The following is a 23605-nucleotide window of genomic DNA, read 5'->3' as shown; positions in this document are numbered from 1 at the left end:
CAGGTACGCGATGCTGCCCGGCAGCGAGCGACAACGCCCCGGCCACCGGCCCGGGCCCGAGCCCGACGGGAGCCCGCATGACCGCTGTCGACCCCGGCCGGGACGTGACGTACCACCGCTTCCGCTTCCCGGCCGACCTGCACCTCGGCACCGCCGACGGGGTGGCCGCCGGCCCGGACGGCCTGGTGCTCGGCACGCCGGCCGAACGGCTGAACCACACCGACCCGCACTCCGGCGACACCGCCGGCTACGACGCGGCGAGCTGGACCTCCCCGGTGGTGCCGGTCGGCTTCGCCGCCGCCGAGCTGGTCCCCTCCTGGACCGCCGACGCCCCGGCCGGCTGCTGGCTGCGGGTGGAGCTGCGCGGCTGGGCCGGCGACGTCGCCACCACCGGCTGGTACGAGCTGGGCCGGTGGGCCGCCGACGAGACGACCATCCACCGCTCCTCCGTGCCGGGACAGGCGGACGACGCGGCCTCGGTCGCGGCCGACACCCTGCGCGTCACAGGTGCGGCGGTCACCGGCTGGCAGGTGCGCGTCACCCTGCTCCGGCGCAGCGACGCGCCGGCGGGCCCGGTGCTGCGCACGGTCGGCGTGGTCGCCTCGGCCGGCGACCGGACCAGCATCGGCACGCCGGCCACCCGGGCGGGCGCGCCCGGCGCGCCCGACGGCGGGCCGGTCCCGACACCGGGCCCGATCGGCACGGCGACCGGCGAGGCCCGGGGCCGGGTGCTCGACGTGCCCCGCTACGCGCAGCGGCTGCACGCCGGCGGGGAGACCCGCTGGGGCGGCGGCGGGGACTCCTGGTGCAGCCCCACCTGCGTTTCGATGGTGCTCGACTTCTGGGGCGCCGGCCCCACCCCCGACCGGTACGCCTGGGTCGCCCCGCCCGGCCCCCGGCCGGTCGTGGTGCACGCCGCCCGGCACTGCTACGACCACGCCTACGCGGGGGCCGGGAACTGGGCGTTCAACGCCGCGTACGCGGGGCTGCACGGGGTGGACGCGTTCGTGACCCGGCTGCGCTCGCTGGCCGAGGCGGAACGGTTCGTGGCCGCCGGCATCCCGTTGATCGTCTCGGCGGCCTTCCACCGGGGGCAGGTGCCCGGGCTGGACTACGACACCCGGGGGCACCTCATCGTGCTGGTCGGCTTCACGGCCGAGGGCGACCCGGTGCTCAACGACCCGTACGCCCCGGACGACGAGGGGGTGCGGCGGACCGTGCCCCGGGCGGCGTTCGAGGCGGCCTGGCAGGGCGGCAGCGGCGGCGTCGTCTACGTGGTGCGCCCGGAGTCGGTGCCGCTGCCGCCGGCGCCCGCGCAGGCCAACTGGTAGTCAGCGGCCCACCGGCCAGATCATCAGCCCGCCGGACGGGCGCAGGCAGACCAGCGACCCGCCCGAGTCGGCGCACTCGTCCCACCAGCCCGGCAGCACCGCCCGGATCCGGGCCTCGCCGGACGCCAGGTCCAGCGTGGCGGCCAGCATGCGGTCGCCGGTCAGCCGGCGCAGCCCGAGCAGCCGGGTGGGGTCGCTCCCGAAGCCCGTGAGCCGCCAGCGTCCGAGCCGGGTGATGGCACGGCCGGTGGCCGGGTCGAGCACCGACAGCTCCAGCTCCGGCCCGACGCCGAGCAGCCGGCCGCCGACGGGCGCCAGCCCGGCCCATCGATCGTCCATCCAGCTCAGCCGACCGGTGACCGGGTCCAGGGCGCGTACCCCGCCGATCTGGTCGCGGATGCACACCATCCCGCCGCACTCGACGAACCAGGCCCCGCCGGGGGATTCCACGGGCACGCTCCAGCGCCGGTCCAGCCGGTCCAGCCCGTACGCGGTGACCGTGCCCGCCGCCCCGTCGACCAGCAGCAGGCCGGCCACCACCTGGGAGAACCGGTAGGCGACCCGGTCCGCGGCCGGCGGCACCCGGCCGGCGTGCAGCAGCGCGCCGGAGTCCGCGTCGTGCACCTCCACCCGGCCGTCCGGGCTGGCCAGCACGATCTGCGTCACCCCGCGGTCGCCCGTGCGGTAGGCCGCCCCGCTGTTGGGCAGTGGCAGCGACCAGCGGACCGCGCCCGAGGCCGGATCGACGGCCACGATCGTGCCCCCCGCCCCGGTTCGGGGCGAGGTCTCGAACAGCACCCCGCCGGACGCGGTCGACACCAGGTACCCGGAGTGCCGCCAGCGGACCGCGCCGGTCGCCGGATCCAGCAGGGTGGAGAGTGTCTGGCCGGCCCCGGCCGGGCTGCTCGTCACCAGCAGCCCCCCTGCCACCGCGCTCAGCCCGAGGACGCGGTCGCCGGCCGCCAGCGTGAACCGCCACAGCGGCTCGCCGCCGGGCAGCCCGTGCCCCGTGACCACCCGGCCGCCCAGGCCGGCCGTGCCCGGGCCGTCGGCCACCACGAGCCGGTCGGCCAGCACCAGGAACATGGCGCCCTGCGCGGCGGCCACCCGGCTCCCCACCGGCGGCCGGGCCGGCGGGGCCGCAGCGGCCAGGGACAGCAGCGCGAGGCAGCAGACCGCCACCATCCGGGCCACCCGGCCCGGCGGCCGGACCGGCGCCGGAGCCGGCTCGTCGGCCTCCCCGCCGCGCCGCAGCTCCCCCAGCTCGATGACCGGGCTCACGGCAGCCGCCACAGCCCGAACCCGCCGTCCTTGCGGCGGCAGACGAGCAGCTTCGCGCCCATCCGGCAGTCGCCCGCGGCGTCGACCAGCACCTCGCGCACCTCGGCGCGGCCGGCCGCCGCGTCCAACTCGGCGAGGAGCAGGCGGCCGTCCCCGGTGCGCCGGACGCCGAACAGCCGGCCGTCGTACTCGACCTGCGGGATCACGTCCCACTCGCCGAGGTCGGCGACGAGCCGGCCGGTGCCCTCCTCGACCACCGCGAGAGCGTTTCCCGTGATCGCGCCCGCGGCGACCACGAGCCGGCCGCCGGCGGCCGCCAGCGTCCCCGCCCACCGGTCGTCGGTCCACCGCACGGTGCCGGTGGCGGGATCGAGCGCCCACATCCCGCCGGTCTGGCGGGTGGCGCAGAGCAGGCTGCCGCACCGCTCCGCGTAGCCGACCAGCGGGAGCGCCGCCGTCCAGCGCCGCTGGAGGGTGTCCAGGTCGTAGCCGGTGACGGTGCCGCCGGCGTCCCGGATCACCAGCAGCATCCCGGCGGCGATCAGCGTCCGCTGCCGGGTGGGCAGGTCGCCGGGGCGCAGGTCGCGGGCGACCAGCCGGGCGCCGCTGGCCGCGTCGTACACGACGGTCTCGCCGTCGGCCGGCAGGTAGACCAGCCGGTCCACCCCCGACGGACCGAAGCTGAGCCCGACGTCGTCCGGCGTGCCCGGGGCCGACCAGAGGGTCCGGCCGTCGCTCACCGCCACCCGGCGGATCGGCTGCCGGCCCGCCACCTGGGGTACCTGCATGAGCAGCGCCTCGCCGGCCGGGAAGCCCACCCCGGGCTGGAGCCACCTCACCCGGCCGGTGCCGGCGTCGAAGCCGACCGTCTCCCACCCCATGTCGCCGGCGGTCCGCCCGACGAGCAGCACCGTGCCGTCCTGCTCCCACACCTCCGTGGCGACGCCCGCCCCGGGCAGCAGCGTCCGCCAGAGTGTCCGGGGTGGACCGCCGCCCACCCGGTACGCGACGAGCTGCCGCCCCACGCCGCGCTGCGGATCCGGCGGCTGCACCACGTACGCCCGATCGCCGGAGACGAACGCGGCGGCCGCGGGGCCGCCTGCCAGGGTATGCACGCCGGGCCGCGGCGGCGGGGCCGCGGCGGTGAGCGTGACCAACGCCACCAGCAGCACCACGACGCTCCGGAACGGACGGCCGACGGCCCGCGGCCGGCGGGTCGCCGGCTCGGGCGCGGCGTCGTCGCGCAGGTCACCCAGATCGATGACGGTCACGACCACCCCTCTCCGCGCCGCCGTCCCGGCGGTCCGGCCGTGACCGGCACGAGCCGGTGCCGCCTGTACGATGGCCCGTCGTGGCTGTGCCGGTGGTGGACCCCTCGCTGAACTCCTCGCCCGTCGAGGCCGGGCCCGCCGTGGCGGATCCGCCGCGTCGGCCCCGCCGCCGGCCGGCTCGCGCCGACGTGCTGGCCATCGGAGCCTATGTGGTGCTCGGGGTTCTCGTCTGCCTCAACTACTGGGGGGACGTGGAGCACCGCGTCTCCTCGCACCTGCCGACCGACCACAGTTGGTTCGAGTGGCTCTTCGCGCACGGCGCGTACTCGGTGCGTCACCTGGAGAACCCGCTGTTCACCGCCCGGCAGAACGCGCCGGACGGGGTGAACATGATGGCGAACACCTCGCTGCTCGGGGTCACCCTGCCGCTGGCGCCGCTCACCCTCCTGCTCGGCCCGCAGGTGATGTACGCGCTCTACCTCGGCGCGGCGCTCTCGGCCACCGCGGCCACCTCCTACTGGGTGCTGTCCCGGCATCTGGTGCGCTCGCGCGGGGCGGCCTTCGTCGGCGGCGCCTTCCTCGGCTTCGCGCCGGGCATCGTGCACCACGCCAACGGGCAGCCGAACTTCGTGTCCAACTTCCTGCTCCCGCTGATCGTGGCCCGGGTGCTGCGGCTCGGCGAACCGGGCCGGTGGCGGCGCAACGGGATCGCGCTCGGCCTGCTGGTGGCGTACCAGATCTTCATCAACGAGGAGATGCTGCTGCTCACCGCGCTGGCCTGTCTGGTCGTCGTGGTGACGTGGGTGGCGCAGCGACCACGCGCGGCCCGCGAGCGGGCCGGCGCGTTCCTCGCCGCCGGCGGCGTGGGCGGCGGGCTGGCCCTGCTGCTGACCGCCTACCCGATCTGGTTCCAGTTCAACGGGCCGCAGTCCTACCGGGGCCTGCAGGGCGGGGTCTTCCACAACTGGGGCGAGGACCTGATGGCCTTCGTCACCTTCGCCCGGGACACCGTGGCCGGTGACGAGGCGGTGGAGAAGACCATCGGGCTGACCGAACAGAACACCTGGTTCGGCTGGCCGCTGGTGCTGGTCGCGCTGGTCGCGCTGGTGCTGCTGGTACGCCGCTCGGTGCCGGCCCGGATCCTGGCCGTGCTCGTGGTGGTCTTCTCGGTCGCCGCGATCGGCCCGAAGGTGCGCTTCGACGGCGTGGAGACCACCGTCGACGGCCCCTGGGCGTACGTGCCGGACGACCTCCCGCTGGTCGAGATGATGATGCCGACCCGGCTGAGCCTCGTGGTGGCCGCCGCGGTCGGCGTGCTGCTCGCGCTGGCCTGGGACGCCCTGTCCGGGCGCGGCCGCCCGCCGGTGCCCGCCCAGCGCACCGGATCGACCGGCCGCACGCGGTCGCGCCGCCGCTGGCTGCGCCCCGTCGGGTACGCCGCCATCCTGGCCGCGCTGCTGCCGCTGTTCCCCCGCCCGCTGCCGGCCCAGCAGATCGATCCGCCGCCGCACTTCATCACGGCGGGCGGCTGGCGGCCCTACGTGCCGGACGGCCGCACCCTGGTGCCGGTGCCCATCCCGAGCAACGTGCACGGCCTGCCCACGCTGCGCTGGAGTGCGCTGACCGGGCAGGAGTTCCCCATCCCCGGCGGCTACTTCATCGGCCCCAACGAGGCGGGCGAGGGGGTCTTCGGGGCGCCGAACCGGCCGACCAGCACCCTCGTCTACGCCACGATGGACGCCGACAAGGTCCCGCCGCTGACCGAGGAGAACCGCCGCCAGGCCCTCGACGACCTGCGCTTCTGGAAGGCGTCGGTGGTGGTGCTCGGCGCGAACCCCCGCGAGGCGGTGCTCCGCGAGCTGATGACGCAGTTGCTCGGCGAGCCGCAGCGCGTGGACGACGTCTGGCTCTGGGACGTCCGCGCCCGCGTCTGACCGGACACGCGCGGCCCCCACCGGATCCGCCCGGCGACCGGTGCGGCCGGGCCGCCGCGGCCGGCTCGGGGACAACTTCACGCCGCCTACGAACGTGATGTCGCCGACCCCCGGCAGCCGGGCGACGTCCGACCCAAACGGGGGCCTGGCAGCGCGCCGATCACGGCCCGGCGGCCCGTCCCTCGTTGAGGCGAGAGAGCCGGGTCAGCCGGTCAGGGGGCGGACGTCCCAGAGGTGGGCGCCGGGGACGTCGCGGCCGGGGCCGACCAGGGCGTCCACGGTGGCGCGCACCGGGTCGCCCGGCGTCGAGCCGGCCTGCACCAGCACCGCGGCCCGCCAGTGCCGCAGGTCCGCGAGGGCCTGGCGGCGTTCCGCCTCGCCGATCGGCGGCACCTGGCCCGTCTCGGCGGCCCGGCGCAGCAGCAGCGACGTGGGCCGGTCGGGCGCGCCCCAGTGCGCGGTCGGGTCGGCGGCCGAGCGGGGACCGATGAAGTAGCCGCCCGGCGCGTCGAAGGCCAGCCCGGTGCGCGCCGACCAGAAGGTGGCCGGGCTGACGGCCGACCCGGTGACCGGCGGCACGGGCACCAGCGTCCGCCCCGGCGGCACGTACGCCCGCCAGCCGCCGTCGGCCACGAAGGCCGGCACCGGCGTGACCGGCACGGTGCGGATCGGCGTCGGGGTGAGCGGCAGCAGCGCGGCGGCGACCGCGCCCGCCCACGGCGCCCACGTCCGGACCGCGCGGCGCCGGACCCGGTCCAGGGCGAGGGCCAGCAGAACCCCGAGCACCGGTACGCAGACCAGCGCGAACCGGGCCGGCACCACGAGGTCGAGCAGGGGCACCCCGGCGAGCAGCCGGTACGGCCCGGGCAGCCCGGTGTCGTGCCGGTTCACCACCACGGTGGTGCCGAGGGAGAGCAGCGCGAAGAGCAGCCCGCAGGCCGCCAGGGCCCGGACGAGGGGCCGCCGCCACAGCCGGACCACGATGAGCACGGCCAGCAGCGGCAGGAAGGGCCCGAAGAAGGAGTTCTCCTCGGTGGGATTCGGGGAGAGCAGCCCGGCGTGGTAGCCGTCCCCGGCGACGGTCTGCCGGGCGGCCGTGGCGTAGGAGGCCAGGTCCAGCCGGTAGCCCCGCGCGTAGAACGGCATCCCCGTGTAGTGGCCGGAGCCGTGGAACTGGACCCACAGCGGGTACGCCAGCAGCACCCCGGCGACCAGGGCGCCGGTGCCGAGCCGGCGCGCCACCACGGGCGCCAGACGGCGGGCCCCCGCGCGGTCGGCCAGCGCGTACGCCCCCGCGAACACCCCAGCCGCGAGGGTCAGGAAGACCAGCACCTCCTCGCCGAGGAAGACCTGGTAGGCGACGGCCAGCCCGAGCAGCACCCCGTCCCGGCGGGCCCGGTCGGCGGCCGGCCGGAACACCAGCCCGAGGATCACCGGGACGAGGAACTGGGCGGCCATGTGCAGATGCGCCCCGGCCTGCGACACCAACCCCGGGGCGAAGCCGCAGAACAGCCCGCCGACCGCCGCGGCGGCCCGGGACCGGACCAGCCGGCGGGCGAGCAGCGCGTACCAGGCGGTGGCGGTGCCGGCGAGGCACAGCACCACGGCGACGAGGAAGGCCACCTGCGAGCCGAACAGCGCGGTGACCGGGGTGAGCGGCACGCCCAGCCCGAGCACCGAGGTGTTGGCCATGAGGTTGACCCCGTCGGGCACGTTCAACGCGGCGCTGTGCAGCGGGTTCTCCGCGCCGGTCACCGCCCGGGCGGCGCGGGCCAGCATCCACTCGAAGAGCATCTGGTCGCCGGCCTGGTGGAACAGCCGGTCGGGCCGGCGCCACTGGCCGGCGGTGAGCAGCACGGCCAGGCCGAGGTAGCCGGCGACCACGAGCGCGTCGACCGGGCGCGGCCGCCACCGGCGCCGGGGCGCGGGATCGAGGCGGTCCGGGCCGTTCAGGCGGACGGGCTGGTCAGTGTCCGGACGTCCCACAACCACACGTCCAGCTCCTGCCGGGCGGGCCCGACCAGCTGCTCCACGGTGCGGCGCAGCGGCTCGGCGTTCTGCTCGTTCAGCGGCAGCACCACGATCGCGGCCCGCCAGTGCCGCAGCTCGTCGAGGAAGCGGCGGCGCTGCCGGTCGTCGAGCTTCGGCGTACGCCCGGTGGCCTCGACCTCGGCGAGCAGCTCGCCGATGCCGCTGGGCCGGCCGCCGAAGCGGCCCGGGTCGCCGGTGACCCCGTTGCGGGGGGCCAGGAAGTAGCCCCCGGGGATCTTGAAGGCCAGGTCGGTGCTGGCGGCCCAGCGCATCGGGTCGGTGTTGCCCATGGCCGGCACCGGCACGGAGACCAGCGTCTGGTCCGGGCCGACGTACTGCCGCCACCGGTCGGCCGTGATGAACGCCGGCACCGCCGGGCGGGTGGTGACCCGCAGTGGCATGGGCGCGATGGGTAGCAGCGCGAACACCAGACCGGCGGCGGTGAGCGTCCGCATGGTGCGCCGCTCCACGACCCGCAGCGCCGCCGCCCGCTCGACGGCCAGGGCCAGCAGCACCCCGACGACCACGGTGGTGATGAGGCCGAACCGGGTCGGCACCACGGCGTCCAGCAGCGGCAGCTTCACCAGCAGCTCCCACGGGCCGGTGATGAGGTCCCGGTCCCACCAGGAGACCCGCTCGCCGAGGGAGAGCACCGCGAAGAACAGGCCGGTCACCGCGAGCGCCCGGACCACCACCTCCCGGCGCAGCCAGACCACGATGCCGACGGCCAGCAGCGACAGGCTCCAGCCGAAGAAGGCGTTCTCCTCCGAGTAGTTCGGCGCCAGGTTGACGTTGGCCCGCTCGTTGCCGCCCAGCGTGGTGGAGCCGGGGGTGAAGAAGGCGGCGATGTCGTTGCCGTAGTCGCGGACCGTGTCGCTGAGCCCGTGGTACGCCATGGGCCCGGCGAACTGCACCCACAGCGGGTACGCCAGCAGCGCACCGGCGAGCACCGCGCAGACCGCCAGCCCGACACCGAGCGGCCGCCACGCGGCGGCCCACCGCTCGCGCTGCTGCCCCACCATCGCGACCAGGAACACCCCGCAGGCCAGCGCCGTGAAGAGCAGGATCTCCTCGTTGACGAACGCCTGCGCGGTGACCAGCAGGGCCAGCAGCGCGCCGTCGCGGACCGGCCGGGTGGAGCGGGTCAGCACCAGCACCCGCCACACGATGAAGGGCAGCAGGAACTGGCTGATGATGTTCGGATGCCAGTTGGCGTGCGACAGCATGGCCGGCGAGAACCCGCAGAACCAGCCGCCCACCGCCGCGGCCAGCCGGTGGCGCACCAGGTGCCGGGAGAGCACCCGGTACCAGGCGGCGGCCGTGCCGGCGAGGCCGAGCGTGACCAGGGTGACGAAGGACACCGCCGGTCCGAACAGGAGGGTCACCGGCACCATCGGGATGCCGAGGGCCAGGATGGCGGTGTTCGCCATCAGGTTGACCCCGTCGGGATAGTTGAACTGGTCGGTGAAGAACGGATACTCGCCGTGCAGCACGATCCGCACCGAGTGGGCCAGGAAGAACTGCACCTGCGCCGGGTCGCTGCTGTAGAGGGCGGCCACCCGGCCCGCCGGGTCGGCCCAGATCCCGCTGGTCACCCAGACCGCGGCGAGCAGGAACACCCCGTACACGGCGAGGTCCTGCCGGCGCGGCGTCCACCGCCACCGCCGCCGCACGGCCGGCGCGGCGGTCTCCGCGTCGCGGGCGGTGACCGGGGGTTCGTCCACCATGACGGAGAGCGGTCCGCCCGAGGCGTCCGCGTCCGGGGTCGACTCGCCACGGGGCTCGGCAGGCGTCACAGTCGGCGGAGTCTACCGGAGCCGGAAATTGGCGTACGAATCGCACGCCGCACCGTCCTTTGTGCTCATCGTCCGAAAGGGTGAGGTGGGCGCGGCCGGGTGACGGGCCGTCTCGTACCATGTGGGCTTCCGGACCGGACCTGCGATGGGATACAGGGGGCGTACAGCGTGGCTTCAGCCCGTCGACGCGGCACGACGGCCACCGCGCTGCTGGCGCTGCTGCTCACCGGCTGCGGCCCGGTCGCCGGTCGGCAGCCCGCGGCGCTGCCCGTCGGCTACGACAGCCTGGACGGCGCCCTGAAGGTCTGGCCGCCGCGGGGCAACCTGGCCCGCGACGCCGCCGCGACCGCCGGGATCACCGACGCCGTCCGCGACTGGCGCTCCCCCGTCGACGACCGTGCCCACCTCTCCTCCTCCGGCATCCTCTACTCCGGTGAGGTCGCCGGGTCCCCGCTGGCCCTGGTCGCCGCCGACGTGCCCGGCGAGGCCGCCTCCTGGCTGCTGCAACTCGGCCGCGACGGGCAACGCTGGCGGGTGGCCCACGCCACCGAGTACACCGACCCCGGCTACCTGGTCTACTCCGACGTGCTGCCCGTCCAGCAGCCCACCGGCCGCCGCTACCTCACCTCGGCCCGGGTGGAACGGCTGCTCGGCCCCGACGGCACGGCACTCCCCGCGGCCGACGGCATCACCGGGCCGGTCGCCGTGCCGCCCTGCCAGGCCGTGGAGGTGACCGCGACGCTGCGGCCCACCCGCTCGCTGCCGCGCGGCCGGGCCGCGGACCGCGTCCTCGACCTGGGTACGGCCACCGAAGCGCCCCGCTATCCCCTGGTGCGGGACGAGACGGGGTCGGGGAAGCGGGCGCTGACCGGGCTGGACACGTGCGTGCTCGCCGGGGAGCGTGGTCCGTTCGGGAGCGTGCCGCGGCGGATCGGCGATCGGCAGGCGCCCCGGTCGGCGCCGGAGTCGTGGCCCATGGCGAAGATCGCGGTGCGGTCGCTCGGCTCGGTGGCGCTCGGTGGCGGGGAGCCGGGCGAACTGGAGCAGCTCACCTGGGAGAGCGCGACCGGGACGATGACCGCGGTGGTCTACCGGCCGGCCGGCGGTGGCGCTCCCGTGGTCTCCCCCGCCGACCGGTCGACGACCCTGCAGGCGTACTACCTGCCGGTGCCGGGGCAGCCCCTGGCCGTGCTGAGCTGGCGGACCCGGGATGCGTCGTTCGCCGCCCCGCCGGGGACGACCCGGCTGGTGGACCGGCCGGGGCTCGTCGTGGTGGCGCAGCCGGACCGGAAGCAGACGTTCAGCCTGGCCGGGACCGAGAAGACCTGGTACCGGTCCGTGGGCGGCCGCTGAGCCCGGCCTCCGCCGTCGCCCTGGCGCGTTTGCCGCCGTTCCACTCCAACCGAAGGGCCGACCACCGCGATACGCGGACCGTATTGACGCCCTCACCCACCGGGAGCAGATTCCAGGGTGATCCCGGCCGGCGCGGCCGGGGCGTCCCGGAAGGACGGTCGCCATGCACAGGATCAGGTCCACCGGTAGCACCCGACTCGCCTCGGCGGTGGCGCTGCTCGCGCCGTCGCTCGTGCTCGCGGCCGGACCCGCGCCCGCGCACGCCGCGGACACGACCACCCGGATCCTCCGGGCCCCGCTGGACCTCTCCGTCGTCCTGCCCTGCGCCAACGGCGGTGCCGGCGAGGTCGTCGACTTCGACGGCACGATCTCCGAGGTCTACCACGTGACCGTCGACGGGACCGGCGGGTTCCACGTGCACACCGTCGAGACCCAGTCGAACGTGCACGGCATCGGCGCGACGACCGGCGACCGGTACGTCAGCACCCGCGTCAACCTCTTCGTCTACAACCAGGGCTCCGGCGGGCTGCCGATCACGTCCACGCAGGAACTGGTGTTCAAGATCGTGGGGCCCGGGCCAGGCAACGACGCCTCACTCCGGATCACTAACCACACGACCGTCAACGCCGACGGCACGGTGACGGTCGCCTTCGACACGTTCTCAGCAGAGTGCGAACCCACGGCACCCTGACGGCCCGTCGTCGGTTGCGGTGGTGGGTGGCGGCTTCAGTTCGCCTCAAAGATCTTGGCAGGAAAGGGCCCCTATAGGGGCCGCTTCCGTCCAAGATCTCTCAGGGGCAGGTCCTGGACGGCGATCGCCACCCGACCCGCTCTAACCGGCATTGCGGCGCAGGAAACTTCGGATGTCGTCAAGGCCGTCCAGCGCACGACCGTCGACGTCCGACGAATCCGCCTCCGCTCGCATCGCCAGGGACTCCGCCAGGGCCAGTGCCTCATCACTGAGATACCTGAAGCGCCGGGCGGTATGCCCCAGGCACAGGCCGGCCAGGCCGAGAAGAGGACTGCCCGGCACGGCCCGCGTTCCCACCTCCACGCACCAGTGCTCCACGAACGCCTGGTCGTCGTCGTGCAACGCGGTCCCGACCAGCACGCTCGCCGCCTCGCCCTCCTGGGAGCGATCGCGCAGGGCCTCCTCCAACATCTCGACGACAACCTCGTGGGGCAGGGCGGGAGGGTTCTCGAAGCGTCGGTGCGAATGCATGGCGCGAAATTTACGCCCCGGCCGACCCCTCGTCTGGCTCAGCTCTGCCCCGGGTGAGAAGGAGAGGCCGGCGCCCGAAGGGTCATCAACTCAAGCCGCAGGCAGATGTATCGGGAGCTGTCTGGTCCAGCCCGGGATTCCCCGTCCGGCTTCCGGCCGTGTCTGGTGTAGAACGCTCGCGCACGGCTGTTCCGCTTCCACACTTCAAGCAGGCCGGTCGGTATGGACACGTCCTCCAGGTACCGCACGAAATGCGCATGCAATCTGCTGCCGATGCCTTCGCCCCAACGATTCGGGACGACGTGAATCTGGTACAGCTCGCCTCCGCACCGGTGTCCACCTCCCTGAACAGCGGAGGACCCATGGCGGCGATACCCACCGCCGACGTCGCATTCACGATCGACTCGGAGGCCAGTCCGCCGGCTCGGTAGTAGGCCAGACGCGCCTGCGTGTGCAGGTCGATGATTCCGTCCAGATCAGCGAGGTCGCTTCTCGCACGTCCATCGGCCTGCTCAGGCGCGAGTCCATGCATCGACATCACCGGCGTTGACGATGTCCGCGCCTGGAGGCGCGGCAGCACTCGACGCCGAACGGGCGGCCCTGCGCGAAGCAGGACCGCCCGTCAGTGAAAGCGTCAGTTCTTCGCGGTGGCCTCGTCGGCGGCCGTCTCGACGGACTGCGCGTCCAGCCCCGAGATCCACCCGGTGACGTCCCGCGCCACGTCCTGAGCCGTCAGCCCCAGGTCCGCGAGGATCTGCGCCCGCGTCCCGTGCGGGTGCCAGTCCGCCGGCACGCCAAGGTCCTTGACGGGAACCCGGACGTCGGCATCCCGCATGGCCTGGGCAAGGGCGGAGCCGACACCACCCACTCGCACGCCGTCCTCGACGGTGACCACGAGCCGGTGCCCGGCGGCCAGCTCGACCAGCTCGGCCGGCACCGGACGCACCCACCGCGGGTCGACCACGGTCACGCCGTAGCCCTGCTCGGCGACCCGGGTGGCGACCTCCATGCCGAGGCCGGCGAAGGAGCCGACCGCGACGAGCAGCACGTCGGTACGCGCCGACTCGGCCAGCACGTCGACCGGGCCGACCCGGCGCACGGCCGGCAGGTCGGCGGCCACGGTGCCGGTCGGGAAGCGCAGGATGGTCGGGCCGTCGTCCACGGCGACCGCCTCCCGCAGCTCCTCGCGGAGGGTGGCCGAGTCGCGGGGCGCCGCGATGCGCAGGCCGGGCACCACGCCGAACACCGACATGTCCCAGATGCCGTAGTGGCTGGGCCCGTCGGGGCCGGTGATGCCGGCCCGGTCGAGCACGAAGGTGACCGGCAGCTTGTGCATGGCCACGTCGAGCAGGACCTGGTCGAAGGCGCGGTTGAGGAAGGTGGCGTAGACGGCGACCACCGGGTGCAGGCCGCCCATGGCGAGGCCGGCCGCCGAGGTGGCGGCGTGCTGCTCGGCGATGCCCACGTCGTAGACCCGGTTGGGGTACTTGCGGGCGAGCGTGGCGATGCCGGTGGGCTCGGCCATGGCGGCGGTGATGCCGACCACGTCGGGCCGCTCGTCGGCGATCGTGACCAGCTCGTCGGCGAAGACGTGCGTCCACTTCACCGACGGCGCGGCGAGCAGCTTGCCGGTCTCGATGTCGAACGCACCGCCCGGGCCGTGCAGGCGGTCCGCCTCGTCCTCCTCGGCGGCGCGGTAGCCGTAGCCCTTGCGGGTGACCGCGTGCACGATCACCGGGCCGCCGAAGTTCTTGGCGGCGCGCAGCGCCGACTCGACGGCGGGGACGTCGTGGCCGTCGACCGGGCCGACGTACTTGATGCCCAGGTCCTCGAACATGGCCTGCGGGGCGACCGCGTCCTTGATGCCCTTCTTGACCGCGTGCAGCACCTCGTACATCGGCTTGCCGACGAACGGGGTGTTGCCGAGCGCGTCCTTGACGGTGTCGAGCACCTTCTCGTAGCCGGGGTTGAGCCGCAGCGACGACAGGTGGTCGGCGAGGCCGCCGATGGTCGGCGAGTAGGACCGGCCGTTGTCGTTGACCACGATCACGAGCGGATTGCCGGCGGTGGCGATGTTGTTCAGCGCCTCCCAGCACATGCCGCCGGTGAGCGCGCCGTCGCCGACCACGGCCACGACGCTGCGCTTCTCGCCGCGCAGGGCGTACGCCTTGGCGAGGCCGTCGGCGTAGGAGAGCGCGGTGGAGGCGTGGGAGTTCTCGATGAGGTCGTGGTCGCTCTCGGCCTGGCTCGGGTAGCCGGAGAGGCCGCCGCGCTGGCGGAGCTTGTCGAAGCCCTCCTGCCGGCCGGTGACGATCTTGTGGACGTAGGCCTGGTGGCCGGTGTCGAACAGGAGCCGGTCGCGCGGCGAGTCGAAGACCCGGTGCATGGCCAGGGTCAGCTCGACCACACCCAGGTTGGGGCCGACGTGCCCACCGGTGCGGGAGACCTTGGCGATCAGGAAGTCCCGGATCTCGGCCGCGAGGATGTCCAGCTGCTCGGCCGTCATCCGCTTCACGTCCTGCGGGCCGCGGACGGTGCCCAGCAGCCGACCGTGGTTGGCCGTGCCCTCTTCAACACTCATGACCGAAGAGTCTATCGGCCACCCGACAGCCCGCAGCCCGGCCGTGGATCTTCCCTGGTCAGGCCCCCGATCAGGGGGTGACGACCAGCCGGCGGGGCGGATCCGCCGGGGCGGCGGCGAACGGGGGGCCGGAGGGGGTCCAGGAGCCCAGCACGGCCGCCCGGGAGGCCCCGGTGACCGAGGGGATGGCCCCCGGCAGCCCGTGCCAGGAGAGCCACCCCAGCAGGGCGAACGCGTACGCCTCCTTGGCCTGCGCCGGCACCCCCAGCTCGTCGGTGGTGCGCAGCCGCCAGCGTTCCGCCCCGAGTGCCGCGAGGCGGGCCCGGAGTGTGGGGTTGCGCACTCCCCCGCCGGCGGCGATGACCTCGGTCACCCCGTGCCGGTCACAGGCGTCGGCGACCGTCCGGGCGGTCAGCTCGGTGAGCGTGGCGAGCACGTCGTCGGCGGCCACCGGCTCCCCCAGGGCGGCCAGCCGATCGTCCAGGTAGCCGCCGTGGAACAGCTCCTTGCCGGTCGACTTGGGCGGCGGTGCGGCGTAGTAGGGCTCGGCGAGCAGCAGTGCCAGAAGGCCCTCGTTCACCCGGCCGGCCGCCGCCCGCGCCCCGTCGAGGTCACAGGGGCGGTCCAGGAAGCGCCGGGCCGCCGCGTCCAGGAGGGCGTTCGCGGGGCCCACGTCGTACCCCAGGACCGGTGCCCCCGGCGCGACCACGGTGAGGTTGGCGATGCCGCCGAGGTTGAGCGCCGCCCGCGGCCCGGCGGCCGCGTCGAGCAGCAGTGCGTCGAAGGCCGGGACCAGCGGCGCGCCCTGGCCGCCGGCCGCCACGTCCGCCGACCGCAGGTCGTGCAACACGGGTACGCCCACCCGGGCGGCCACCCGGGCCGGCGCGCCGAGCTGGAGGGTGCCCCGCACCTGGCCTGCCTCGACCCAGTGGAAGACCGTCTGCCCGTGGGAGACCACCGCGTCGGCCGTGCCCCCGGCCAGCTCGACACCGAGCGCCGCCGCCTCGGCGAAGACCTCGCCCAGCCGGTTGTCCAGCCGGCAGACCGCCTCGATGGTGGTGGCCGCCGGGGGCAGCAGCGCGCCGATCTCCGCCCGCAGGTCGTCGGGGTAGTCCAGGCTGCGGTGCCCGAGCGGCCGCAACCGCAGCGTGTCACCGTCCCGGGCGAACTCGGCCGCCACCACGTCCACCCCGTCGTACGAGGTGCCCGACATCAGCCCGACGATCTTCACCGGGCCAGGCTAGTCGCTCTCCGGTGGGCCAGCGGCGAGGGCGCGGCCGCGTGCGCGCGACGGCGACGACGGCCAGGATCCAACAGAACCTCGTGTCGTAGTAGTCGCCGGAGAACATCGACGCGAGCAGCACGTACACGGCCCCGACCGCGCAGCCGACCTGCTCCGGCGGGACCACCGACCACGGTCGGCCGTCGCGGCACCACTGGTAGATGACCAACAGCAGCAGGCCGACGCCGAGGATCCCCGCCTCGGCGGCCAGGCCGGCCAGGAGGTTGTGGGGGTAGCCCATGCCGGTGGCCGCGTTGAACGCGTCCATACCGGCCCCGGCGACCGGGTGTTCACGGAACATCTGCCAGGCGATCGAGAGAAGTTCCGGCCGTTCGGAGTAGCCGTTGGCTTCCAACATGCCGGCGTTGTAGCGGGTGGCGGCGAGGGTGACGAAGGAAGCGCCCATGACCTGCCACACGGCCCAGCCGGCCGCGCCACCCAGGAGGAGGGTGGCGGCCAGGACGGTGGTGCGGCGCCGGCGGAGGAAGAACACGAAGAATGCGGTGGCCGCGCCGACCAGGGCGACGAGCCCGCCCCGGGAACCGGACAGCACGGCGGCGGCGCCGAGCACCGGCACGGGTAGGAGCAGCCACCACCGGCGGGTGGCGACCGCGAGGGTGACGGCGGCTATCGCGGCGAGTGACACGACGCGGACGTACACGTTGGGTCCGCCGCCGAACGCGGACACCCTGCCCTGTAGTTGCGGGCCCGCGTGCAGGCCGGCAACCGCGTAGATCAGGCCGGCGGCGAGCATCAGCACCAGCACGGTCCGGGCGGCCCGGCGCGGGTCGCCGGCGGTGAAGGTGGCGGCCAGCAGCACGATGACCCACAGGAGGACCAGGTCCCAGACGGCCGTTTCGACGCGGGCGCCCCATGGGGCCCACAGCGCGGACAGGATCTGCACGGCGATGAGGGCGGTGAAGGCGTGGAAGAACCGCGGCCACGGCCGGGCGGTGCCCCGCGCCCACTGCTCGGCCTGCCAGATGAGCGCGGCGGTGAGCAGGACGGCGCAGGCGGGTCTGCGGAGATCGTCCACGCCGATGGATATGCCTGCCCGGTCCGGAGTGATGCGCCCGGCGAGCGCGACCAGGAACAGGCCGGTCAGCAGGGTGACCGACATGGCGGGGCGTCGGGTCGGGCTGAGCGCGTCGTGTTCCGGCCGCCACTGCCCGACCGGCGTGGTGGGCTGCCACCGAAGCTGCGTCATGGGGTTCCCTTCCGGCCGTCTCAGCGCGGAGTTGCCGAACGCCGAGCCGGCGGAACGATCTTGCGGCCGGCCCGGTCGTCGGATGGTGTGGCGGTGAGGAGGGCGACGATGGCGAGGGCGGCGCCGATCCCGTAGGCGATCGCGGAGCCGACGGCGGCCCCGTACGCCCCCCGTTCCGGAATGAGGACCGCGTAGGCGGCCAGCGCGGCCAGCATGGCCGGGATGTCGGCGATCAGGGCCGTCCGGGCTCGTCCGGTGGCCACGCTCAACCCGACGGCGACACGGCTGATGCTGTAGGCGAGGGTGCCGATGGCGAGAGGGATGAGGAGGAGGATCGAATCGCGGTACCCGTCACCGAAGATCAGTGGGACGAGGACCCGGCCGGCGGCGACGAGGAGGATGCCGGCGCCGAGGCCGTAGCCGGCGACGACGACGATCGGCCGGGCACGGCGAAGTGTTCCGGCGAGGTGTTGCCGGTGCCAGCGGGACGCCTGCACGTCCACCCACGACTGGACGGGCCATACGGCGAGTTCGGCGACGGTGGCGACGACGATGTACAGGCCGAGCTGCTCGTAGCTGCCGAGCCAGGGCAGCAGGAGACGGTCGGCCCGCAGCATGATCATGCTGGCGAGCCCGGCGGGCAGCAGCCGCAGGCCGAGCGACCGGGCCTTCCGTAGATGCTCCGCCCCGCCCACGCGCTCGGTCCGGTGGCGGCGGCGCAGCAGCGCCCAGGCCGCCAGCGGCGAGACGCCGAGGGTGGCCCCGTAGGCGAGCAGCCACAGCCCCGGCGAGTCGACGCGCAGGACGCTGAGCATGCCGGCGGCGGCGACGAGCAGGGACTGCCCAGCCAACGCGCCGACCAGGTACGGGCCGGCGAGGTCGGATGCGGCCGCGGCCGTGCGTACCGCCCCGCCGCTCATCAGGGCGACCGCCGCGATCACGAACGCCGCGGCGGTGAGCCAGGGCCCGCTCGCGGTGTCGGCGCCGATGACGGCGACCACGGGCACGCTGACGGCGAGGATGATCGCACCGATCGGGGCGACGAGCCGCGTGGTGTCCCGAACCGCCAGGTACGGGCCGCGTCCGGGCGGGATGAGCACCGGGTAGGCGCGATCGATGCCGGCGATGGAGAGCATGTTGGCGAGGTAGCCGAGCTGGAGCAGCAGGGCGATGTGCCCGCGTCCGGCAGGTCCGAGGGTACGGGCGGCGAGAACGTTGATGATCACGCTGGCGATGGCGGCGGCGAGTTGCGGGGCGAGGAGGAGACCGGTCGTGCGGAGCGCGGACCACCGCGCTGGGCCCGTGGGCGAAGACGGCCTGGTCTCGGTCGACGCCCTCGGGACGTCGACCTGCCGTCCGGTTGTCGTCATCGCCCGTCCTCCCCGTCGACCCGCCGCCCTTCCGGGCCCTGGAAGGTCAACGAGGCAACGGCGGGCCGGTGTTGCGGCGTCGCCCCGGCCCGGCCTCCGCCCGGCGGAGCCGCCCGACGCCCGTCAGGAGGCCGGGACCAGCAATGACACGAGCTCGACGTGCTGGGTCATCGGAAACAGGTCGAAGCCGCGCAGGGCGGCGAGCCGCCAGCCCGCCCCCGTGAAGGTGCGCACGTCCCGGGCGAAGGCGGCCGGGTCGCAGGCCACGTACGCGACCGCGCGCGGCCCGGCGGCCACGATGTCGCGCACCACCGGGGCGCCCGCGCCGGAGCGCGGCGGGTCGAGCACCACGAGGTCGACCGGGCCGGTGACCCGGCGGCGGGACAGCGCGGTCTCCACCCGGGCGGCGACCACCTCGACCCGGGGCAGGTCGGCCAGGTTGGCCCGGGCCGCGTCGACTCCGCTCCGGCTCGACTCGACAAGGGTGACCCGGGCGTCGCCGACCCGGCCGGCGAGGGCCGCGGCGAACAGCCCGGCGCCGCCGTAGAGGTCCCAGGCGCTCTCGCCGGGGCGCGGGTCGAGCAGGTCGAGCACCGCACCGACAAGGGTGTCCGCGGCGGCCGGGTGCACCTGCCAGAAGCCGGCCGCGGGTAGCGTCCAGTCGCGTCCGGCGGCCCTCTCGCGGACCTCGGCCGGGCCGCTGACCGGGGTGGGGACCCCCTCGGCGTACGCGACGACGCTGACGTCGCCGCCGGTGGAGGCGACCGTCTCGACGGCGTCGGCGTCCGGCCAGCCGGCCCCACCGGGCGCCAGGACGGGCAGCTCCTGGATGGCCGGGTGGGCGATCAGGCAGCGGTCGATCGGCACCACCTCGTGCGAGCGGTGCTTGAGCAGGCCGGCCCGGCCGGCCGCGTCGACGGCGTAGCGGACCCGGGAGCGCCAGCCCAGCGGCCCGCCGGGCAGCGCCTCGACCTGGACGCCGAGGGCGTCGACCTGGTCGTCGGTGAGCCCGCCCAGCCGGGTGAGCTGCTCGCGCACCACGGCGGCCTTCCAGTCGAGCTGGGCGGCCGGGGTGACGTGCTGGAGGTCGCAGCCGCCGCACCGGCCCGGCTTCGCGTACGGGCAGGGTTGCTCGACGCGGTCCGCCGACGGGGTCAGGATCTCGACGGCGTCGGCGCGGGCGAAGCCCCGGTGCAGCTCGGTCACCTCGGCCACCACCCGCTCGCCGGGCAGCGCGTGCCGGACGAAGACCACCTGGCCGCCCACCCGGGCCACGCAGTGCCCGCCCGGTGCGACCGCGTCCACGGTCAGCTCGACCCGCTCGGCCTCCTCCAGCCCGCCACGGGCCGGCGCGGTCACGGGCGGTCCCCCGCACCGCTCTCGCCGGGCGGCGCGGAGACCACCGGCGGGACGGTGGGCGGCAGGGTGCTGCGCGGGGCCACCCGGGGGCCGCGCGCCGGGCCACGGGTGAGGGTGGCGTCCAGCCGGTCCAGGTTCTTGCTGGCGGTCGAGGCGAGCTGCCAGGGCACGCTGGTGACCATCACGCCCGGCTCGAACAGCAGCCGCCCCTTGAGCCGCAGGGCGCTCTGGTTGTGCAGGAGGTTCTCCCACCAGCGGCCCACCACGTACTCCGGGATGAAGACGGTGACCACGTCGCGGGGCGACTCCCGGCGGGTGGACGCCACGAAGTTGAGGATCGGCCGGGTGATCTCCCGGTACGGGGAGTCGATCACGGTGAGCGGCACCGGCAGCTCGCGCCGCTCCCAGTCCGCCTGGAGGTCCCGGGTGTCCTTCTCGTCGACGTTCACGGTCACCGCGGTCAGCGTGTCCGGCCGGGTCGCGCGGGCGTACGCGATGGCGCGCAGGGTCGGCTGGTGCAGCTTGCTGACCAGCACGATGGCGTGGTTGCGGGCGGGCAGCACGGCCCGCTGCTCGGTGGGCTCCAGCTCGGCGGCCACCCGGTCGTAGTGCCGGCGGATGGCCAGCATGAGCAGGTAGATCACCGCCATGGCGGCGATGGCGATCCAGGCGCCCAGCAGGAACTTGGTGACGAGCACGATGACCAGCACCACGCCGGTCAGCGCCATGCCGAACGCGTTGATCGCCCGGGAGCGGATCATCCGGGCGCGCGCCTCCGGGTCCCGCTCGGTGCGCAGGTGCCGGTTCCAGTGCCGGATCATGCCGGCCTGGGACAGGGTGAACGAGACGAACACTCCGACGATGTAGAGCTGGATGAGCCGGGTCACCTCGGCCTGGAAGCCGATGATCAGCACCACGGCGGCGACGGCGAGGAAGACGATGCCGTTGGAGAAGGCCAGCCGGTCGCCGCGGGTGTGCAGCTGGCGGGGCAGGTAGCGGTCCTGGGCCAGGATCGAGCCGAGCACCGGGAAGCCGTTGAAGGCGGTGTTGGCGGCCAGGAACAGGATCAGCGCGGTCATCCCGGCCACCACGTACAGCAGCACCGAGCCGTCGCCGAAGACGGTCTCGCCGAGCTGCGCGGTGACGGTCTTCTGCACGTACCCGTCCGGGCCGGAGACGATCTGGGAGGGGTCCTCGACGAACTGGAGGCCGGTCAGCTTGGCCAGCCAGATGATGCCCACCAGCATGCTGACCGCGATGGTCCCGAGCAGCAGCAGCGTGGTCGCCGCGTTCTTCGACTTGGGGGTCTTGAACGCGGGCACGCCGTTGGAGATCGCCTCGACGCCGGTGAGCGCCGCGCAGCCGGAGGAGAAGGTGCGCAGCAGCAGGAAGATCAACGCGAAGCCGGTCACGCTGTGCTCGGCGTGGATCTCCAGCCCGGCGCTGGGCGCCCGCAGGTCGTCACCGAGGATGAAGATCCGGACCAGCCCGGTCAGCAGCATGCCGCCGATGACGATCACGAAGCCGTAGGTGGGGATGGCGAACGCGGTGCCCGACTCGCGCAGGCCGCGCAGGTTCATGGCGGTGAGCAGCACCACGGCGCTGACCGCGATGAGCACCTTGTGGGTGGCCACGAACGGCACCACCGAGCCGAGGTTCGCCACACCGGAGGAGACCGACACCGCCACGGTGAGCACGTAGTCGACCAGCAGCGCGCTGGCCACCGCGAGCCCGGCCCGCGGCCCCAGGTTGACCGTGGCCACCTCGTAGTCGCCGCCGCCGGAGGGGTAGGCGTGCACGTTCTGCCGGTAGCTGGCCACCACGGTCAGCATCACCACGACGACCGCGAGGGCGATCCAGGGGGAGAACAGGAAGGCCGACGCGCCCGCGATGGACAGCGTCAGCAGGATCTCGTCGGGGGCGTAGGCGACGCTGGAGAGCGCGTCGGAGGCGAAGACCGGCAGCGCGATGCGCTTCGGCAGGAGGGTGTGCTGGAGACGGTCGGACCGGAACGGTCGACCGACGAGGAGTCGCTTCAGCAGCGAGGTGGGTCTGGCCACAACCGCCAAGAGTACGACCACCCCGCGCGGGGCGGTGGGGGTGCCCGATCGCCTCGCGCGCACCCGCGCGGTACGGTCGGTCCCCCGCCGGGCGCGGGGACGTGGCAGGCTCGCAGACGACGGGCCAGCGGGCGGCACCGTGGGAGGAGCGGACACCGTGCATGTCGTGATCATGGGCTGTGGCCGGGTCGGGTCGACCCTGGCCCAGAGCCTGGAGTCCCGGGGGCACTCGGTGGCGGTGATCGACCAGGACGCGGACGCGTTCCGCCGTCTCGGGCCCGACTTCGCCGGCATCACGGTCACCGGCGCCGGCTTCGACGGCGAGGTGCTGCGCCAGGCCGGGATCGAGCGCGCCGACGCCTTCGCCGCGGTCTCCAGCGGCGACAACTCCAACATCATCTCCGCGCGGCTGGCCCGGGAGACCTTCGGCGTGTCCCGGGTCGCCGCCCGGATCTACGACCAGCGCCGCGCCCAGGTCTACGAGCGCCTCGGCATCCCCACGGTGGCCACCGTGCGGTGGACCGCCGAACGGATGCTGCGCCACCTGGTCCCCGAGGGCAACGTGGAGATCTTCCGGGATCCGACGAGCACGGTGTCGATCATCGAGGTGCCGGTGCACAAGGACTGGATCGGCCGTTCGCTGCGGCACCTGGAGGAGGCCGCCGGCGCCCGGGTGGCCTACCTGATCCGGTTCGGGATCGGCACGCTGCCCACGGCCTCCACCGTGGTGCAGGAGGGCGACCAGGTCTTCATGCTGGTGACCGACGACATCACCGCCTCGGTCACCTCGGTGGCGGCGGCGCCGCCCGAAGGGGGGCAGTGAGCATGCGCATCGCCATCGCGGGCGCGGGCAACGTCGGCCGGTCGATCGCCCAGGAGCTGATCGACAACGGCCACCAGGTGATGCTGATCGAGCGCCAGCCCAAGATGCTCCGCCCCGACCGGGTGCCGGCCGCCGACTGGGTGCTCGCCGACGCGTGCGAGCTGGCCAGCCTGGAGGAGGCCAACCTGGCCGGCTGCGAGGTGGTCGTGGCCGCCACCGGCGACGACAAGGTCAACCTGGTGGTGTCGCTGCTGGCCAAGACCGAGTTCGCGGTGCCCCGCGTGGTGGCCCGGGTCAACCGGGCCGAGAACGAGTGGCTGTTCACCGAGCAGTGGGGCGTGGACGTGGCGGTGAGCAAGCCGCGGGTCATGGCCGCGCTGGTCGAGGAGGCCGTCACGGTCGGCGACCTGGTCCGGCTCATGACCTTCCGCCAGGGCGAGGCGAACCTCGTCGAGATCACCCTGCCGCCCACCGCGCCCTACGTCGGCCAGCCCATCCACGCCGTGCCGATTCCCCGGGACGCGGCGCTCGTGGCGATCCTGCGCGGCAAGCGGGTGCTGGTGCCCAGCCCGGACGACCCGATCGAGGCCGGCGACGAGCTGATCTTCGTGTGCACGGCCGCGGTGGAGGACGAGGTGCGGGCGGTGATCCTCGGCGCGGGCAGCGTCGACCGCAACCGCGAGCGGCCCTGACGACCCGTGCCC

General features: G+C 74.5%; 18 protein-coding genes. 6 read left to right on the top strand and 12 right to left on the bottom strand.

Translation table 11 applies throughout. The annotated features are described in order from the left end of the window. Positions 1-77: 77 nt before the first annotated feature. Positions 78-1331, top strand: coding sequence for a C39 family peptidase (locus ABZW14_RS12715; protein WP_355344269.1), 1254 nt, complete (start codon positions 78-80; stop codon positions 1329-1331). Here the strand turns inward: ABZW14_RS12715 and ABZW14_RS12710 are convergent, their stop codons facing one another. Next, complete coding sequence (locus ABZW14_RS12710) at positions 1332-2624, bottom strand: PQQ-binding-like beta-propeller repeat protein (RefSeq protein WP_355344266.1); 1293 nt, start codon at positions 2622-2624, stop codon at positions 1332-1334. It lies immediately after the preceding gene. Beyond that, positions 2609-3883, bottom strand: a complete 1275-nt coding sequence (locus tag ABZW14_RS12705) for a PQQ-binding-like beta-propeller repeat protein (protein WP_355344264.1) — start codon at positions 3881-3883, stop codon at positions 2609-2611. Before ABZW14_RS12705 ends, ABZW14_RS12710 begins: the two co-directional genes overlap by 16 nt. Positions 3884-4023: 140 nt before the next feature. On the opposite strand from ABZW14_RS12705, the gene ABZW14_RS12700 reads away from it, so the two are divergent. After that, on the top strand, positions 4024-5817 hold the full coding sequence (locus ABZW14_RS12700) for a hypothetical protein (RefSeq protein WP_355344533.1): 1794 nt from the start codon (positions 4024-4026) through the stop codon (positions 5815-5817). 204 nt (positions 5818-6021) lie between these two features. Here ABZW14_RS12700 and ABZW14_RS12695 read toward each other — a convergent pair whose 3' ends face one another. Further along, positions 6022-7809 carry a hypothetical protein gene (locus tag ABZW14_RS12695; protein WP_355344262.1) on the bottom strand — a complete coding sequence of 596 codons (1788 nt, stop codon included), beginning with the start codon at positions 7807-7809 and terminating at the stop codon, positions 6022-6024. Beyond that, positions 7767-9575, bottom strand: a complete 1809-nt coding sequence (locus ABZW14_RS12690; RefSeq protein WP_355344530.1) for a hypothetical protein — start codon at positions 9573-9575, stop codon at positions 7767-7769. Before ABZW14_RS12690 ends, ABZW14_RS12695 begins: the two co-directional genes overlap by 43 nt. Positions 9576-9812: 237 nt before the next feature. Here ABZW14_RS12690 and ABZW14_RS12685 point away from each other — a divergent pair, with 237 nt between their 5' ends. Both ABZW14_RS12685 and ABZW14_RS12680 read left to right on the top strand, forming a co-directional pair. Beyond that, entirely contained in the window at positions 9813-10997 is a 1185-nt protein-coding gene (locus tag ABZW14_RS12685; protein WP_355344259.1) for a hypothetical protein, read from the top strand. A 163-nt stretch (positions 10998-11160) separates the two neighbouring features. Next, the gene (locus tag ABZW14_RS12680; RefSeq protein WP_355344256.1) at positions 11161-11688 is read left to right on the top strand and encodes a hypothetical protein; all 528 of its coding nucleotides are present in this window, start codon (positions 11161-11163) and stop codon (positions 11686-11688) included. Between the two features lie 141 nt (positions 11689-11829). Here ABZW14_RS12680 and ABZW14_RS12675 read toward each other — a convergent pair whose 3' ends face one another. The 8 genes from ABZW14_RS12675 to ABZW14_RS12640 form a co-directional block, all read right to left on the bottom strand. Further along, positions 11830-12219: a hypothetical protein gene (locus ABZW14_RS12675; protein ID WP_355344253.1), complete on the bottom strand. Its 390-nt coding sequence runs from the start codon at positions 12217-12219 to the stop codon at positions 11830-11832. Positions 12220-12257: 38 nt separating this feature from the next. Then, positions 12258-12494: a hypothetical protein gene (locus tag ABZW14_RS12670; protein WP_355344527.1), complete on the bottom strand. Its 237-nt coding sequence runs from the start codon at positions 12492-12494 to the stop codon at positions 12258-12260. Positions 12495-12853: 359 nt separating this feature from the next. Continuing rightward, positions 12854-14800 (bottom strand): 1-deoxy-D-xylulose-5-phosphate synthase, encoded by a 1947-nt coding sequence (gene dxs / locus ABZW14_RS12665; RefSeq protein ID WP_355344250.1) that lies wholly within the window; start codon positions 14798-14800, stop codon positions 12854-12856. Between the two features lie 70 nt (positions 14801-14870). Next, a complete protein-coding gene (locus ABZW14_RS12660) occupies positions 14871-16031 on the bottom strand; it encodes an anhydro-N-acetylmuramic acid kinase (RefSeq protein ID WP_355344247.1) in 1161 nt (386 codons plus the stop codon). Then, the gene (locus ABZW14_RS12655) at positions 15952-17289 is read right to left on the bottom strand and encodes an O-antigen ligase family protein (protein WP_355344244.1); all 1338 of its coding nucleotides are present in this window, start codon (positions 17287-17289) and stop codon (positions 15952-15954) included. The genes ABZW14_RS12660 and ABZW14_RS12655 overlap by 80 nt, the downstream gene beginning before the upstream one ends. A gap of 20 nt (positions 17290-17309) precedes the next feature. Further along, the gene (locus tag ABZW14_RS12650) at positions 17310-18659 is read right to left on the bottom strand and encodes a hypothetical protein (RefSeq protein ID WP_355344241.1); all 1350 of its coding nucleotides are present in this window, start codon (positions 18657-18659) and stop codon (positions 17310-17312) included. 123 nt (positions 18660-18782) lie between these two features. Further along, positions 18783-20018, bottom strand: coding sequence for a TRAM domain-containing protein (locus ABZW14_RS12645; protein WP_355344238.1), 1236 nt, complete (start codon positions 20016-20018; stop codon positions 18783-18785). Then, positions 20015-22078: an APC family permease gene (locus ABZW14_RS12640; protein ID WP_355344235.1), complete on the bottom strand. Its 2064-nt coding sequence runs from the start codon at positions 22076-22078 to the stop codon at positions 20015-20017. The genes ABZW14_RS12645 and ABZW14_RS12640 overlap by 4 nt, the downstream gene beginning before the upstream one ends. 157 nt (positions 22079-22235) lie before the next feature. On the opposite strand from ABZW14_RS12640, the gene ABZW14_RS12635 reads away from it, so the two are divergent. Continuing rightward, positions 22236-22901: a TrkA family potassium uptake protein gene (locus ABZW14_RS12635; RefSeq protein ID WP_355344232.1), complete on the top strand. Its 666-nt coding sequence runs from the start codon at positions 22236-22238 to the stop codon at positions 22899-22901. Positions 22902-22903: 2 nt separating this feature from the next. Continuing rightward, complete coding sequence (locus ABZW14_RS12630; protein ID WP_355344229.1) at positions 22904-23593, top strand: TrkA family potassium uptake protein; 690 nt, start codon at positions 22904-22906, stop codon at positions 23591-23593. Positions 23594-23605 lie beyond the last annotated feature (12 nt).

Source organism: Micromonospora sp. NPDC004551 (genome assembly GCF_040609975.1).
Taxonomy (GTDB): Bacteria; Actinomycetota; Actinomycetes; order Mycobacteriales; family Micromonosporaceae; genus Micromonospora.
This window is presented reverse-complemented; position numbering and strand designations above follow the sequence as displayed.

Coding starts and splice junctions, on each gene's coding strand:
- ABZW14_RS12630 (WP_355344229.1), top strand. CDS start 22,904: ATGCGCATCGCCATCGCGGGCGCGGGCAACGTCGGCCGGTCGATCGCC.
- ABZW14_RS12655 (WP_355344244.1), bottom strand. CDS start 17,289: ATGACGCAGCTTCGGTGGCAGCCCACCACGCCGGTCGGGCAGTGGCGG.
- ABZW14_RS12715 (WP_355344269.1), top strand. CDS start 78: ATGACCGCTGTCGACCCCGGCCGGGACGTGACGTACCACCGCTTCCGC.
- ABZW14_RS12650 (WP_355344241.1), bottom strand. CDS start 18,659: ATGACGACAACCGGACGGCAGGTCGACGTCCCGAGGGCGTCGACCGAG.
- ABZW14_RS12690 (WP_355344530.1), bottom strand. CDS start 9,575: ATGGTGGACGAACCCCCGGTCACCGCCCGCGACGCGGAGACCGCCGCG.
- ABZW14_RS12680 (WP_355344256.1), top strand. CDS start 11,161: ATGCACAGGATCAGGTCCACCGGTAGCACCCGACTCGCCTCGGCGGTG.
- ABZW14_RS12675 (WP_355344253.1), bottom strand. CDS start 12,219: ATGCATTCGCACCGACGCTTCGAGAACCCTCCCGCCCTGCCCCACGAG.
- dxs (WP_355344250.1), bottom strand. CDS start 14,800: ATGAGTGTTGAAGAGGGCACGGCCAACCACGGTCGGCTGCTGGGCACC.